Source organism: Marininema halotolerans, assembly GCF_900116235.1.
GTDB classification, from domain to species: Bacteria; Bacillota; Bacilli; order Thermoactinomycetales; family DSM-45169; genus Marininema; species Marininema halotolerans.
This window is the reverse complement of the sequence record NZ_FPAA01000004.1, coordinates 1-15,220: the sequence shown is the minus strand read 5'-3', so window position 1 is coordinate 15,220 and position 15,220 is coordinate 1. Positions and strand designations below refer to the sequence as shown.

Sequence of the window (15,220 nt, the reverse complement as noted above, 5' to 3'; positions counted from 1 at the left end):
AGATTGAGCCGTGACTGATCATCCAACCAAGGTTCTCGTCGTCGAAGGCCTTACAAAAAAGATCGGAAAAAGAGAAATCGTTCGCGATCTCGCTTTTGAAATTGGACAGGGAGAAGTCTTTGGTTTTCTGGGCCCCAATGGCGCAGGGAAAACCACCACAATTCGGATGCTTGTCGGCTTAATACGCCCTACCCATGGCCAAATTAAGATTGCTGGGTATGATTTAAGCAATCAATTTTTAGAGGCCATTCGCCATATTGGATGTATTGTAGAGAATCCAGAACTCTACCCCTATCTAACCGGACGCGAAAATCTAGAAATGTTTGCTCGCATGGTGGAAGGAGTCACTCCGCAACGGATCACAGAGGTTGTCCAATTAGTTGAGCTTGAAGAACGAATAGACGAACGGGTAAAGACCTACTCACTGGGGATGCGACAACGCCTTGGAATCGCCCAAGCATTACTTCATCACCCGCAGTTATTGATTCTCGATGAACCCACAAACGGGCTCGATCCTGCTGGGATTCGGGAAATGCGTCAATTTATCTCTCGCCTTGCTCATGAAGAAGGCATCAGTGTGTTTATTTCAAGTCACATCCTCCATGAAGTACAACTCCTGTGTGACCGTGTTGCCATTATCCATCAAGGGCGCATCATCCAAACCGGGGATGTCCATCAGTTGCTATCTGGAGAGCCCCCTGTCATTTGGAAGGTATCACCGCTAGCAAAGGCTAATCAACTGTTACAATCGTTACCGGATGTCTTCGATGTGGAAATCCTCGAAAATGAGTCCATTCGTACACGTCTGCCCCAAAATAAAATTGCAAATATCAACCTTCGTCTGATTCAAGCGGGTATCCAAGTCACTTCGATTGAACAAAAAAAACCAACTCTTGAGGATATCTTCCTCCAGATGACTGAGGGGGATTCTCTTGCCTAATTTTATGGGTCTAATTTACAATGAGCTCTTAAAAATGGTACGGAAAAAGCGCATTTTGGTCGTATTGCTCATTCTCGCGATCCTAATTCCTATCTTCACCTATGCACAGTATCGAACGGTGCAAACCAACATTCAAAACCTCGGCACATCCGATTGGAAGACACTCATTCAACAGCAGATTGTAGATAATCAAAACCGCCTTACCTCCAGTCGGATTCCAGAAGAGTGGCGGAAGTTAATCAAAATTAGTATTCAGCAACAACAATATTATTTGGATCATGACATCAATCCGACATCACCGGGTGCTCCTACCTTCATCCGCAAGTTTATCGACCAAGCGATCTCGTTATTTTTGCCCCTGCTCATTGTTGTCGTCGCCGCAGATATCGTCTCCTCTGAGCATTCAGGAGGAACCATTAAATTATTATTAACGCGACCCGTTCAACGTTGGAAGGTTCTTCTTGCGAAATATGTCTCGCTCATTCTGCTCGTCTCATTTATTGTGACGGTCACGGCGTTGCTGAGCTATCTCATTTCCGGTCTGGTTTTTGGCTATACGGGTTGGAACATGCCTGTCCTTACAGGCTTTGATACTCAAAATGATGAATTAATCACCCAAGGCGTCCATCTTGTACCCCAATGGAAATATATCCTGATGAGCTATGGCCTAGCTTGGTTTGCGTGTACAGCAGTCGCTACGCTTTCTCTGATGGTTTCTGTTCTCCTACGGAGTACAGCAGCCAGTATGGGAACCATGTTAGCTGCGATCATTGCTGGCAACCTCTTAACTCAACTCTCCCCTTCCTGGACCACCATCAAGTATTTTGTCTTTACCAATCTTAGTCTGACGAACTACCTTTCCGGCACCCCGATGATGATTGAAGGGATGTCCTTACCTTTTTCACTGATAATCCTCTGTGTCTGGTCCATCATCAGTCTACTCATCGCCTTTACCGTATTCACAAAAAAGGACATCCTTGCGTAAAAGCATTGCGTGTTCTTCTAAATATTGATTGTACTGTGAAGATGTGCACTGGCAGCCTGGATCCAAATGGAGGATGGCTCCGTGCACATCTCTTTTTTGTTTGCGCCATCAGGGTACGCTTTTGGTGATATGGGCAAAAAAAAAGACCTATCTTAGCCCTTATACATCTTGGTTTACCCTTTCCTTCTTTCTTTTCTGATCCACATATAAAGAGCAATAGCCGCTAAAACCCATACTACAAATTCTACCACCAATCTGATCAAACTGAGTGTTCCAAGAACCGCTGAAGTGAACATTTCCAAGACCAACCTCTCCTTTATCTTACATAGTTATTATGCTCTCTGAGGTTGTATTTCCCCCCGCAAAAAAACGCAAGACGAACTAATAGCCAGACACACCCGTAATACCCTCTAGAGGTTTCGTCCCAATTTTAATAGCTGATCCATAAGGGAACCTTTGAATCTTGCCATCCCTCGACAAAAAAAACCGTCTACTAGACGGTTTAGATCAAGAACCTACTGGATCTGATTTGACAATTTCACTTACTATTTTTTGGGGTTGACCCTGGTCTTCTATCAAAGTCAAGCCTGAAGCTGTAATAGAAGCTACTACAGCAATGATTACAATTACTTTGTTAATCTTCAAGGATTTCATTTTCTTCCCCCCTTAATGCCTTTTGTGATTTATACATATTCAGTAGGCACCTCTCAAATTCCTTCTGGTCATAATCCTGATAACACTGTGAGAGCCGATAATATAACTTATTTTCATCCTGTTTGTAACTGAACTTTTGAGCAAGCTCCAGGGCCCTTTCATAGTGGGGGATGGCTTCTAGCCTGTTCCCTCTGTTTTTCCAAAAATCACCCATCACACGCAACGCATAGGTAAGCTTAGGAGCATTGTCGTTTTTTTCTGCATTGGCTATGGCTTGCTCAAAGAGCTCTTTTGCTTCATCATTTCTGTCTTGGTGTGAAAGCAATATCCCATATCCTGAATAGGCATCTGTAAGATATGTTTCGCTCGTCAGTAAGTGTTGTGAGGTCAATCCTGTTTTAAAACAATTTTCAGCCTGTCTCCATGGGAAATACCCCGTTCAATGTTGCTAATAGTAGCTGGAGAAATATTTTCATCTGCTAAATCTTCCAATCGGAGTCCTTTAGATTTCCTTACTCTTCTTATAACTTCACCAACATCCTTTATATTTGAGGGCTCCATTAAGACACTCCTTTTCTATTTTTACTTATCCTCTCTGATTATTCTACACTAGCATTACTGATTATGGGAATACTGTATTTCTTATTATTTCTACTAAAAAAATAATTTACCATTTATCAATTAACTGTCTATATACTTTACGGTTGCTCCCCTTCTCTCTGAAATTATTCTTAGTTTCAGCATAATATTTTAAATTTTGAAATCTGAAGATGGGTAGTACCCCCCTCACCTACTCTCTCCACCTTTTTTAAGCCATAAGAAAATCCCCTCCGGATTATACAGTTCGTTTTGCCCACTCTATCATTGGGCTTTTTTGAACTGTCTACCTTGAGGGGATATGACTTACCCCATCTATGAGGGTGTAGCCTTTTTTTTATCGAGAGGGTTGACCCAGTGTCCGGACATTTTGAGGTTCCGCTTTCCCTTCTTGACCACCTTTTCCTCCCATGCGCTGTAACCGCTTCTTTAATTGCCGTGTTTCTTGCAACGTACTCCAAGCATCATAGATTTCATTTAATCCTTTTTCTGCTCGAGCTGGCTTTGTTTCATCACAAATTCCTTCAAACATTTGCTTCATGACATATAAGATCTTTTCCTCGCGTGCATGGAGACTCACCACAAGGTTTTCATATTCACTTTGACTAAAGTCCATTGCACAAACCCCTTCCCATTTCATGGCCGTATACTGTTCTTCTTGAGGAATTTTAGAACCTTCCATTGATGAATACATGAATATCATACTACTTTCTTTGGTTATATGGACAGACTTGATTCGCAATCCGAGAAATATTCCCTAAAAAAATAAAAAAATATACGAAGTGTTGGATGAGAATCATGTAGGATACTTTCCACTACTAACTTCTACTAATCTTTTGATAACTTCCTCATATCAATGACGATTTTCCTTCCATTTTATAAGCATGTAAATCCTCTCTCCCTGTAGATAGGGACGTACGATCCATAACCCCCCTCCCAAAAAGCAACGACAAGACAAGTGATCGTTTCTCCAGTTTTTCTGCTTATTTTTTCAAATATTATCAAAAAATTAATTGAGAACTTTTTTCAATTACATATTTACAGTGGCCAAACCGGATGGTAATATAGGCGACAAGACACTGATAATGATTCTCATTTTCGAAATTCGGGATGGTGATTGAAGTCATGCAATCCACTCAGGCAGGAACCAATGCCTTTTACTTAGCCAATCAAGCACGATGGGAGTCTAACGCCCGTTCATATCCACGTCGGATTCCCATCGCAATTCGCAAAGCATCGGGAATTCATGTGACCGATGTGGAGGGCAATCTTCACTATGATTGCCTTGCAGGGGCAGGAACCCTTGCACTTGGGCACAATCATCCCGCTGTGATTGAAGCGATTAAAGAAACCCTTGATGAAAATTACCCCTTACATACACTTGATCTAACGACACCGATCAAGGACGAGTTCGTGGAGGAGCTCTTCTCCTCTTTACCTCCCCACTTCGCCTCGCGGGCAAAAATTCAGTTTTGTGGACCATCTGGAGCCGATGCGGTTGAAGCCGCTTTAAAGCTAGTAAAAACCTCCACAGGGAATCGTTCGCTCTTCTCCTTCCATGGTGGATATCATGGAATGACCCATGGTGCACTTAGCCTTACTGGGAATAAAGGACCGAAAGAAAACGTTCCGGGGTTAATGGGGGATGTTCACTTTCTTCCCTATCCCTATTCCTATCGATGCCCCTTTGGATTAGGCGGCGAACTTGGCTCGGAGGTAGGAAGTCGCTATATCCAACGAACCTTGGATGACCCTGAGAACGGCATCGTCTCTCCTGCCGGCATGATCCTTGAAGTGGTTCAAGGAGAAGGAGGGGCCGTACCTGCACCCGATGCTTGGTTACGGGATCTACGAACCCTCACACACGATCGCGGCATCCCCTTAATCATTGATGAAGTGCAAACTGGATTTGGACGAACAGGTAAATGGTTTGCCTTCGAACACGCAGGCATTGTTCCGGATGTCCTCATTCTCTCAAAAGCCATTGGTGGTTCCCTTCCGCTATCCGTCGTGGTCTATGACCAAGCATTAGATGATTGGTCACCGGGGGCCCATTCTGGTACCTTCCGCGGAAATCAGATGGCCATGGCTGCAGGAATCGCTACCATGCGCACCATTCGAAGCGAGCGGCTTGATAACCATGCTGCATTAATGGGACAACGCTTCATGGATCAGTTAAGTAACATCCAATCCCACTCCTTCTCCATCGGAGATGTCCGTGGTCGTGGATTGATGATTGGCGTAGAAATTGTGGATACGAGCCGCCCAGCGGATCTTCTCGGGAGTTATCCCGCTCATCCCGACCTGGCACATTCTATTCAAAGGGAGTGTATGAAACGGCACCTCATCGTTGAACTTGGCGGACGCCATGGAAGCGTTGTTCGTTTCCTACCTCCACTTATCATTACCCCAGAACAAGTAGACGAAGTGTGTGCTCGTTTCGCTGAAGCTGTGGAAGCAGCAGAAAAAAGCCTCCCCGTCTACTCATGAAAGGAGACGAGAGTTCATGAAAACCATCCACGACTCGTCTCTCGATGAGTGGTTTCTCACTGGGACGCCCCTCTCGCAAGCGGCTCACCAACAAGCGATAAATACGGCACAACAAACCATAGAAACCCATTTTTCTACTGCTAACAAACCATTTAGTGGAATACAAGCGGAGGAATTATCCAACCTGCTTGAGGATGATGTCATATGCCCCGAAGAAGGAGTCCCGCTTGCGACCACTCTTCATGAAGTCGGGCAAAAAGTCCTTCGTCATTCAGTAGCCGTGCATCATCCAGCTTGTGCCGCACATCTTCATTGCCCTCCTCTCATACCTGCTCTTGCAGGGGAAATGATGGTCAGCGCCACCAACCAGTCAATGGATTCCTGGGATCAAAGCCCATCTGCAACGTTGTTGGAAGAGCGAATGGTTCAATGGTTGTGTAAAACCTTTGGTTTCAGCCACCAAGCCGATGGCGTTTTTACCAGTGGAGGCACGCAATCGAACTTCATGGGGTTATTGTTGGCACGGGATCATTACGCCTGGACACGCTTTGGCTGGAATATACAAAAACGTGGGCTGCCTCCTGAAGCCAGGGAGATGCGGATTCTTTGTTCCGAAGCTGCCCACTTTACAGTCAAACAATCCGCAGCTCTTCTTGGTCTCGGTGAAGAAGCGGTCGTCACAATAAAAACCGACGAGGATCACCGGATGAACTTAGAAGATTTTAATCAAAAGCTTTCTCACCTCTATGGAGAAGGTCTTCATCCCTTTGTGATTGCCGCGACGGCTGGCACGACCGACTTTGGTAGTATCGACCCTTTGCCAGAGTTGGCTTCTCGCGCCCATGCCCTTGGGCTCTGGCTTCATGTCGATGCCGCTTACGGTGGTGCTTTAATGCTAAGCAACACCTATAAAAAACAATTACAGGGGATCGAGGCCGCCCATTCGATCACTGTGGATTTTCATAAGCTCTTTTATCAGCCTATTAGCTGTGGTGCATTTCTCGTCAATGATCAGAACCACTTTAATCGGATCAAACAAAACGCCGACTACCTGAACTCCACAGAAGATGAAGCCCTTGGGATTCCGAATCTGGTCGGAAAATCCATACAAACCACCCGCCGTTTCGATGCACTTAAACTCTATATCTCGCTACGGTCACTTGGACGCGCTCGTTTCGCTGACATGATCGAAAAAACCATCGAAATTGCTACAAAAACCGCACAATTGATTAGTAAAGATCCCGTGCTTCAAGCAATTAATCCGACTCCATCATTAAACACCGTGGTATTTCGATATCTGCCAAACAGTCAGCACTCAGAATTGTCCGATTCCCAATGGCACGATCAAATAAATCACGACATTCGTCACACCCTCTTAGCCAGTGGCGATGTGGTACTTGCCAATACCAAAGTGAAGGGCAGAGTTTGTCTAAAACTGACCCTCTTAAATCCACGAACCACAATGAAGGATATCGAATTCATACTGGAACGCATCAAAGAAACCGGTAAGCAAAGGGAACTACCGAGAGGAGAGTGGGGCCAGCATGCCTCGAACATCAGCGCAACAAGCAACCATGCAAAGCTTCTTTAATTGCTACTTAAAGGAGACAGGGAATTTTCAAATTCTCAGCCAAGAAGAGTTCCTTGATCAGGATGTCTATCAATCCATTTTGCGAAACTCCCCCATTGGAAAAGGCATCCTTTGTCCATTGAAACACCATCAGATGGAGATTCTCGTCCCTCTCCAATATTGGTCGCTCACAGAACGACACCTTTTCGTTTTTCCTTTTTCCTATCGTGTAGGGTCATCGGATGAATGGTTGCCCTTAGATTATGTCACCTTCATTACGCTGGTAACGAAGGAATTATCAATTGCCCAGGGGTTAAATGAATTTCCTGACGACTTGGTTGAACGCGTGATTCAAAGTTGTCAACATATCGCATCCTTTGTCGATGCACGTAAGGAAGATCAACAAGAACTATATGGGACTGATTTTCATTTTCTTGATGCGGAGCAATCCTTAATTTTTGGACACCTCATGCACCCGACTCCTAAAAGCCGACAAGGCTTATCTACGATCGAGCATGAAAGCTATTCACCGGAATTAAAGGGCGCTCACCCGTTGCATCTTTTTCGAGCGCACCAATCGCTGATCCAAGAGGATTCGACTACCGGTCAACGGGCCACGGAACTCATTAAAGCGGAACTACAAGCAGACCCTGATCTATCGGACGCCTTTAAGCAGCAATACTGCCAACCTGATGAGTATGCCATTCTTCCCATACATCCTCAACAGGCAACCTACTTACTTAAGGAAGCCTATGTTCAAACCTGGTTGAAGGAGGGGCTTTTACTCGATCTTGGTGTACAAGGTGGCTCATGGTATGCCACTTCATCCCTTCGTACACTTTATCGTCCAACCGCCTCCTGGATGTTAAAGGTCTCTGTCAATATCAAGATTACAAACTCCCTACGGCTCAATAAATACAAAGAACTTGAGCGAGGCGTCGAGGTTTCACGCATCCTTGCTAGTCAAATCGGTCAAGAAATGAAGGAAGCCCATCCCCATTTTCAAGTGATTGAAGATCCAGCTTTTCTCACCCTTGTCCACCCTGATCGTGAAGAGTCTGGTTTTGAAATTTCCCTTCGCAACAACCCTTTTAAAGGAGATGCTGGGAAGCAAGTCTCACTGATCGCTGGTCTATGTCAAGATGCCATGTTTGATGAAGCGTCTCGCCTTGCTCAACTGATCACTTCCCTAGCAAAAGCAGAAGGACGGAGCACTGCCGAAGTCAGTCTCGATTGGTTTCAACGCTATCTAAATATTGCCTTTGAACCCCTCATTTGGCTGTATATGAACTATGGAATTGCCTTAGAAGCTCACCAACAAAACAGCTTAATTCAGTTGAAGGATGGCTATCCCAACCGCTTTTACTACCGGGACAACCAAGGTTATTATTACAGTCGTTCAACGTTCCCTCACCTTCAACAAATCCTTCCAGGAATTGATGAAAAAAGCCAAACCATGTGTGAAGATCACGTCGCTGATGAACGCTTCCGCTATTATTTCTTCCAAAATCACTTATTTGGGCTCATCAATCGTTTTGGTGTAGATGGGCTGATCGATGAAGAACTGCTCCTATCGGAACTAAGGGAGCGTTTGGAACGCCATCTGCCATTCAACCGAGAACCTTCTACCTTGCTGTATAGCTTACTGCATGATGAACGTATTCCCTGCAAAGCCAACCTACTCACCCGGGTTCATGATATGGATGAACTGGTAGGACCGATGGAAAGTCAATCGGTGTATGTTCAAGTGAATAACCCGTTGTCAAAAGGAGTGTCATCCCGACATGAACTCACAAGCACCCAAGGATGACCTGTTGAAAGAGCCCTTTTCCCTTGTTCACCCTCGCATCAATCAAACCATCACCTTTCGACCGGTGAATTTCTCAGAGGATATCAACCGGCTCCATCAATGGCAGAAAGAGCCCCATGTCGTTCCCTTTTGGAACCTGGATATCCCTCGCGTTCAGTATGAGAAACATTTGCTCAATTTTCTCGCTGATACACACCAGGATCTTCATATCGGCTCGATCGAAGGGGTTCCGATGAGTTATTGGGAAACGTATTGGGTCAAAGATGACATCTTGGGACAACACTATGACTTTCATCCAGAGGATCAAGGAATTCACTTGTTAATTGGCCCCCCCTCGTTTTTGGGGAAAGGATATGCACAACCCCTATTGGAATCAATGACCGCACGACTCTTTGAACATCCGGCCACACAAAAAGTAGTGGCTGAACCTGATATCCGCAATAAAAAGATGATCCATATCTTTGAAAAGTGTGGATTTCGTTTTCAAAAAGAAATTGAGCTCCCTGATAAACGGGCGGCCCTGATGTTTTGTCATCGGAAAACTAAGGAGGAGAACCGACATGGATAAACGTTCAAGCAGAGAATCCAGCGAAATTCTCGATATCCTCGGCATCGGGATCGGACCTTTTAACCTTGGATTAGCAGCCATGCTTAAAAAGACCCCAGAAGTACAAGCACTTTTCCTCGATAAGAAGCCACGCTTTGAATGGCATCCGGGTCTATTAATTGAAGGAACGACCCTCCAGGTACCCTTTTTTGCCGATGTTGTTACCATGGCGGATCCAACGAGCCCTTTTAGTTTTCTTAACTACTTAAAAGAACACCAGCGGCTCTATCATTTTTACTTTCTAGAACGTTTCCATATCCCACGCAATGAGTACAACCATTATTGTCAGTGGGTCACACAAGAATTAGACACCTGCCTATTCAATCGGGAAGTGATCAATATTCAATGGGAAGAGCAAGGTGCAGACAGCCATTACCGTGTCACCGCTATCGATACGGAAACGGATCAACTACTGATCTATCAAACACGCCATCTTGTACTTGGGACCGGCAGTGTTCCGAATATCGATCCGCGATATAGTGACCTCCCTCGTGAAGACGTCTTTCATTCCGCTCGCTTTTTAGAGAATCTGGATCGTTGTCGTCACGCTCGCTCCATTACCGTTGTCGGTTCTGGTCAGAGTGCAGCTGAGGTTTTCTATACCCTGCTTCAAGAGCAATCCTCCCATGGGTACCAATTAGACTGGTTTACACGGTCAAATGGCTTCTTTCCGATGGAGTATTCCAAGCTTGGACTTGAACATTTCTCACCGGAGTATACCCGTCACTTTCACTCTCTTTCCCCGGCGGCAAGGGATGAGAAGATCCGTAATCAAGATCTACTCTATAAAGGCATTAGTGCAAGTACCATTGCTGACATTTATGATCTCTTATATGAACGTACTGTCGGAGGAAAAGAAACCCCTGCACGTTTACTTTCCCACGTGGATGTTCGCGGAATTTCTCCCATTCAACAGAATGGACTCAGTCACTATCGCCTCAATGCCTTCCATCGTGATGAGCAAAAGGAATTCACCCATGATAGTGAAGTCGTCATTCTATCTACGGGTTATCACCATGCGATTCCACCCTTTATCGCAGGGATCCGACACCTAATCGAATGGGACGAACAAGAGCGCTACGTCATCGACGAAGATTATCGCCTATCCCTTACCCATGCCCATGACAATGCGATTTTCATCCAAAATGGCGAACTTCACACCCACGGTGTAGGCGCTCCTGACCTCGGACTCGGTGCCTATCGCAATTCCGTGATCATCAATACATTAACAGGACGCAATGTCTATTCGGTGTCGGAACGGAATGTATTTCAGCAATTTGGCGTGATGCAACGCCAATCCCTACACAAATCGTTAGTGAAAGGTTGAGAGTGCATGACAAAAAACGAGAAACTCGCCACGATTCTAAATCCAATTGCCTGGGAAACCGTTTCCCGTAACCTATTAACAAAAATGATCGCCGAGTTTATGTATGAAGATATCCTTTCGCCTACCTTGCTTGAGAAAAAAGAGGGCCGCAATCGTTACGTCCTCCCTTTTACCAATGGAATACGCTATCACTATGAAGCAAAAGAACGAGGTGTATTTGATAGCTATCGTGTCTTTTCGGATACCATTCAACGCGAAGAGGACGGCACCCTAGCCCCGGCGAGCAACCCCATTCGTTTTCTCTTGGATATGCAGGGGTCGGTGCCGATGTCACCAGAAACCACTGCCCATCTGATTCGTGAGTATCATAATACCTTGATTGCTGATGCTCATATTCTCTTAAAAAAACAATCTTCTACCGTGGATGTTACGGATCTAGACTATGCGGAACTGGAAGGAGAAATGGATGGCCATCCTTGGATTACTTACAACAAGGGACGCATTGGTTTTAATTATGATGACTACCTAAACTATGCACCTGAAAATCAACAACGCGTTCAGATCAGCTGGATTGCGCTTCATCGAGAGCGTACGGATCTGCATACCGTTCAATCCGTCGATTTTGATACCTTGCTCCGCCAAGAATTAAGCGATTCCACCATGGAACGTTTTAATCAACGCCTTCAAGCGGAAAATGGATCGAGGCAGGATTATCTCTTCATGCCCATTCATGAATGGCAATGGAAGCAAATGATTGTTCCGTTGTTCGCTGAAGACCTTGCAACGCGTAAAATCATCTACCTTGGTCAGGGTGACGACTGGTATCTCCCCCAACAATCCGTACGTACCTTTGTCAATGTCAGTCACAAAGAAAAGCATCATGTCAAATTACCAATGAGCATCTTGAATACCTTGGTCTACCGGGGACTTCCAGGGGAACGCACGGTACTCGCGCCAAAAATTACGGATTATATCAAAGGCATTTATGAACAGGACGCCTTCTTAAAGGAGGAGTGCCGCGTTGTATTACCCGGAGAGATTGCTAGTCTCAACTACGACCATCCTTATTTCACGGATCTCCCTGGCGTTCCCTATCACTACCTCGAGATGCTCGGAGCCATTTGGCGCGAGAGTGTATACACCTATTTGGATGAAGGAGAAAAGCCCATCACGCTAGCTGCACTCCTTCATGTCGACCACAATAACACCCCTCTCGTCAGTAAATTAATAGCACGTTCCGGTCTTTCTGTTGAGGAGTGGGTTCAGCGGCTAACAGAGGTTATCCTCCCTCCATTGCTTCGTTTCCTTTATCGTTATGGAGTGGTGTTCTCCCCCCACGGTCAGAACACCATCCTCATATTGAAGGACTCGATCCCGCACCGACTTGCGATTAAGGACTTTGTAGATGATGTCAATGTTAGTGACCAGCCTTTACCTGAGCTTGCCGATATCCCTGCCGACTTGAAAAAAGTATTGCGGAGTGAGCCACCTGAAGGACTCTGTCAATTCATTTTTACAGGGCTATTCATCTGTCATTTCCGTTATCTGTCCGATCTTTTAAATGAACATGAAGGCTTATCGGAAATCACTTTTTGGTCCCAGGTCCGTAAGACGATTCTTCGCTACCAAGAGGAATTCCCTGAGGAAAGCGAACGTTTTCAACTCTTTGATCTCTTACAGCCCCTATTTACCAAGCTGTGCTTAAATCGCAACCGGATGCTTGATTATGGATACGGTGATGATGGGGATCGGCCCCATGCATCGGAACATGGCACGGTTACGAATATCCTGGCCGAAGTTGCACACATTCCCCAGACATAATCAAATCGTCGTAAAACATCTGCCCGTATCCCTCGGTACGGGCAGATGTTTTTACCACTCATCTTCACACCAAGGAGTGAACATGATGCGGACATCTCTCCTATCAGCTCCATCACAGCCCCTATGGTCTCGTAATTTTATATTTGTCTGTATCGCTAACGCCCTGGTATTTTTCACATTCCAACTTCTTTTACCCACTCTTCCCCTTTTTGTTCGTCAAGTGGGAGGAAGAGAGGATTTAGTTGGATTAATTATTGGGATCTTTACCCTGGCAGCAGTCATCTCTCGCCCGTGGATTGGGGGCTGGCTTGATTTACGCGGGAGACGGCAAACTTACCTTGTGGGACTCTTCCTCTTTTTGCTCACCACGATCAGTTATTTGGGCATCACTTCTCTGTGGCCACTCCTTCTCCTTCGCGTCGTTCATGGTTTTGCTTGGGGAGCTGTTACGACTACCGCAGGGACCGTTGCAACGGACCTAATCCCCCCTCATCGACAAGGGGAGGGAATGAGCTACTATGGTCTATTTACCATGATCGGTGTTGCCTTCGGGCCCGTCATCGGTCTCTGGGTGATTGAGGAATATACCTTCACCCTCCTATTCATTTTTGCGACGAGTCTCATTATTCTCGCTTGGTTCATCGCTCAAAAAATCGATTATCCACCGGTCTCTTCGATACCAGCGACACACATTCTTGAAAAGAACAACCACCAACCTTTTATACCAAAGGGAACCGCCCTTCCCTCTTTCATGGCACTCTGTACAACGCTGACACTCGGGGCGATTTCCACCTATTTGCCCCTTTTTGCAGCCGATCGAGGAATTACATCCATCGGATTATTTTTTACGGTCTATGCTTTCGCTATGGTCCTTAGCCGTCTCTGGGCAGGAAAATCCTTTGATCAAAAGGGACCTCGCCCGGCACTGCTTCTGGGCCTAAGTATGATGATACTCGCACTCATACTCCTCGCGTTCTTACAGAATCTAGCTGGCTTACTACTGGCTGCAATCCTTTATGGCTTCGGGTTTGGCTCTGTCCACCCTTCTTTACAAGCATCAACCATTCAACGAGTTTTAGCCCATAGTAAAGGACGTGCAAACGGGGTCTTTTTCGCTGCGTTTGATCTAGGGATCGGAATCGGTTCGACAATCGCTGGCTTTCTTGTTGCTACCCTTGGTTATTTCTCCATGTTTCTTCTCTGTATAGCGCCTCTTATTCTTATTTTTATTTTGGCTATGCAAAAAGACCCCTTACAATCAACTGAATGATATTGATAATCGTTTTCATTTACGTTACACTATGAGAAAATCTTCTCTGAAAGGGGTATACCTATGGCATCCACCACCACTGCCTATCAACCTTCCAAACCAATCTTTCAATATGAGAACCCTGAAAAAAATACGACTCTCTCCTTTCATTCTTTTTCGTAAGAAGAGCACCGCCATCTTCTCCATCAATGGATGGGTAAACGACATATTGCGCCCTTTTGGAAACTAAATGTTCCCCTCGAAGAGTTTGAAGCCTATTTAACAAAATCAGTAGCCAATCCTTACCGTGACCATTTTATGATTTACTCAAGCAGTACTCCTATTGGCTACATGATGCGCTATCAGGTCGCTCACGATATGATCCGTGATTATTGATGATGAGCCCCAGGATATTGGTGCCCACTTTGTCGTTGGTAACCGGGCTCATATTCACCCCTCCTACATCGTTCCCATCGCACGCGCAATGGCCATTTTCATTTTTCAAACGGAACCCACCACGAATACCCTGGTGGTAGAGCCCGATTCTCGTAATCGGATTATCATTCCCGCATTAGAGGAAGCGGGTTTGAAAGTTCATTCGAGAATTACATTGCCTCTTGAACCTCCCCCACCTACGCTAAGAGGTGGGGGATTCTTGGAAACTCCCATCGACTGACAGGATACACTCCAAGCTTAGACCGTCGTCCCGACGGCAAGAATCTTTAATCCTTCTTGCAAAATGTTTTTGGATGCATTGATGTCTCGATCATGATGGGAGTGGCACGTAGGACATGTCCATTCTCGTAGGTTAAGGTTTTTTACGTCCTTATTGCGGTAGCCACAGGCTGAGCATAGCTGGCTGGAAGGGAACTGTTTCCCTACTTTCACGACGTTTCGTCCGTGCCATTCTGCCTTGTAGGTGAGCATGGCGACGAACTCCGACCAGGATGCATCCGTGATCGATTTGGCTAACTTGTGATTCTTCACCATGTTCTTTACGGAAAGATCTTCGATGCAGATCGTTTGGTTTTCACGAATCAGCTTCGAGGACAGTTTATGTAGGAAGTCGAGACGGGCGTTTACGATCTTCTCATGGATACGGGCAACTTTGATGCGGGCTTTGTGCCAATTGGAACCGCCTTTAGTTCGACGGCTCATGATCCTTTGCGC

At 45.5% G+C, this 15,220-nt stretch carries 15 protein-coding genes and 1 pseudogene; 11 read left to right on the top strand and 5 right to left on the bottom strand.

Annotation, left to right across the window (positions count from 1 at the left end):
• The first annotated feature begins 10 nt into the window (after positions 1-10).
• Positions 11-940, top strand: coding sequence for an ABC transporter ATP-binding protein (locus CHX35_RS05945; protein WP_091835443.1), 930 nt, complete (start codon positions 11-13; stop codon positions 938-940).
• A complete protein-coding gene (locus tag CHX35_RS05940) occupies positions 933-1,925 on the top strand; it encodes an ABC transporter permease (RefSeq protein WP_425435301.1) in 993 nt (330 codons plus the stop codon). The genes CHX35_RS05945 and CHX35_RS05940 overlap by 8 nt, the downstream gene beginning before the upstream one ends.
• Before the next feature lie 507 nt (positions 1,926-2,432).
• Here CHX35_RS05940 and CHX35_RS17440 read toward each other — a convergent pair.
• From CHX35_RS17440 to CHX35_RS05925, 4 genes and pseudogenes are all read right to left on the bottom strand, one after another.
• Positions 2,433-2,579 (bottom strand): hypothetical protein, encoded by a 147-nt coding sequence (locus CHX35_RS17440; protein ID WP_176391917.1) that lies wholly within the window; start codon positions 2,577-2,579, stop codon positions 2,433-2,435.
• Complete coding sequence (locus tag CHX35_RS05935) at positions 2,560-2,970, bottom strand: tetratricopeptide repeat protein (RefSeq protein ID WP_140413561.1); 411 nt, start codon at positions 2,968-2,970, stop codon at positions 2,560-2,562. The genes CHX35_RS17440 and CHX35_RS05935 overlap by 20 nt, the downstream gene beginning before the upstream one ends.
• A gap of 32 nt (positions 2,971-3,002) precedes the next feature.
• Positions 3,003-3,140 (bottom strand): annotated as a pseudogene (locus CHX35_RS05930) (helix-turn-helix domain-containing protein); the annotation flags it as partial.
• 373 nt (positions 3,141-3,513) lie between these two features.
• Entirely contained in the window at positions 3,514-3,792 is a 279-nt protein-coding gene (locus CHX35_RS05925) for a hypothetical protein (RefSeq protein ID WP_140413560.1), read from the bottom strand.
• Positions 3,793-4,301: 509 nt separating this feature from the next.
• Here CHX35_RS05925 and CHX35_RS05920 point away from each other — a divergent pair.
• The 9 genes from CHX35_RS05920 to CHX35_RS05880 all read left to right on the top strand — a co-directional run bounded on the left by CHX35_RS05920 (position 4,302) and on the right by CHX35_RS05880 (position 14,726).
• Positions 4,302-5,666 (top strand): aspartate aminotransferase family protein, encoded by a 1,365-nt coding sequence (locus CHX35_RS05920; protein WP_217895869.1) that lies wholly within the window; start codon positions 4,302-4,304, stop codon positions 5,664-5,666.
• 16 nt (positions 5,667-5,682) lie between these two features.
• Complete coding sequence (locus CHX35_RS05915) at positions 5,683-7,257, top strand: pyridoxal phosphate-dependent decarboxylase family protein (protein WP_091835428.1); 1,575 nt, start codon at positions 5,683-5,685, stop codon at positions 7,255-7,257.
• Positions 7,211-9,046, top strand: coding sequence for an IucA/IucC family protein (locus CHX35_RS05910; protein WP_091835426.1), 1,836 nt, complete (start codon positions 7,211-7,213; stop codon positions 9,044-9,046). The genes CHX35_RS05915 and CHX35_RS05910 overlap by 47 nt, the downstream gene beginning before the upstream one ends.
• 37 nt (positions 9,047-9,083) lie before the next feature.
• The gene (locus tag CHX35_RS05905; RefSeq protein ID WP_245838686.1) at positions 9,084-9,614 is read left to right on the top strand and encodes a GNAT family N-acetyltransferase; all 531 of its coding nucleotides are present in this window, start codon (positions 9,084-9,086) and stop codon (positions 9,612-9,614) included.
• The gene (locus tag CHX35_RS05900; RefSeq protein WP_091835420.1) at positions 9,607-10,980 is read left to right on the top strand and encodes a lysine N(6)-hydroxylase/L-ornithine N(5)-oxygenase family protein; all 1,374 of its coding nucleotides are present in this window, start codon (positions 9,607-9,609) and stop codon (positions 10,978-10,980) included. Before CHX35_RS05905 ends, CHX35_RS05900 begins: the two co-directional genes overlap by 8 nt.
• Positions 10,981-10,986: 6 nt before the next feature.
• A complete protein-coding gene (locus CHX35_RS05895) occupies positions 10,987-12,801 on the top strand; it encodes an IucA/IucC family protein (RefSeq protein WP_091835417.1) in 1,815 nt (604 codons plus the stop codon).
• Between the two features lie 85 nt (positions 12,802-12,886).
• Entirely contained in the window at positions 12,887-14,071 is a 1,185-nt protein-coding gene (locus CHX35_RS05890; protein WP_176391916.1) for an MFS transporter, read from the top strand.
• Between the two features lie 192 nt (positions 14,072-14,263).
• Complete coding sequence (locus CHX35_RS18150) at positions 14,264-14,446, top strand: GNAT family N-acetyltransferase (protein WP_091835411.1); 183 nt, start codon at positions 14,264-14,266, stop codon at positions 14,444-14,446.
• A complete protein-coding gene (locus CHX35_RS05880; RefSeq protein WP_091835408.1) occupies positions 14,436-14,726 on the top strand; it encodes a GNAT family N-acetyltransferase in 291 nt (96 codons plus the stop codon). The genes CHX35_RS18150 and CHX35_RS05880 overlap by 11 nt, the downstream gene beginning before the upstream one ends.
• Positions 14,727-14,743: 17 nt before the next feature.
• Here the strand turns inward: CHX35_RS05880 and CHX35_RS05875 are convergent.
• Positions 14,744-15,220 (bottom strand): RNA-guided endonuclease TnpB family protein (locus tag CHX35_RS05875; protein ID WP_091836148.1); only part of this gene is annotated, 477 nt, incomplete at its 5' end.

Bases quoted from the DNA above. Each gene is read 5' to 3' on its own strand.
- CHX35_RS17440 (WP_176391917.1), bottom strand. From the start codon at position 2,579: ATGAAATCCTTGAAGATTAACAAAGTAATTGTAATCATTGCTGTAGTA.
- CHX35_RS05925 (WP_140413560.1), bottom strand. From the start codon at position 3,792: ATGGACTTTAGTCAAAGTGAATATGAAAACCTTGTGGTGAGTCTCCAT.
- CHX35_RS05920 (WP_217895869.1), top strand. From the start codon at position 4,302: ATGCAATCCACTCAGGCAGGAACCAATGCCTTTTACTTAGCCAATCAA.
- CHX35_RS05915 (WP_091835428.1), top strand. From the start codon at position 5,683: ATGAAAACCATCCACGACTCGTCTCTCGATGAGTGGTTTCTCACTGGG.
- CHX35_RS05910 (WP_091835426.1), top strand. From the start codon at position 7,211: ATGCCTCGAACATCAGCGCAACAAGCAACCATGCAAAGCTTCTTTAAT.
- CHX35_RS05900 (WP_091835420.1), top strand. From the start codon at position 9,607: ATGGATAAACGTTCAAGCAGAGAATCCAGCGAAATTCTCGATATCCTC.
- CHX35_RS05895 (WP_091835417.1), top strand. From the start codon at position 10,987: ATGACAAAAAACGAGAAACTCGCCACGATTCTAAATCCAATTGCCTGG.
- CHX35_RS05890 (WP_176391916.1), top strand. From the start codon at position 12,887: ATGCGGACATCTCTCCTATCAGCTCCATCACAGCCCCTATGGTCTCGT.
- CHX35_RS18150 (WP_091835411.1), top strand. From the start codon at position 14,264: ATGGGTAAACGACATATTGCGCCCTTTTGGAAACTAAATGTTCCCCTC.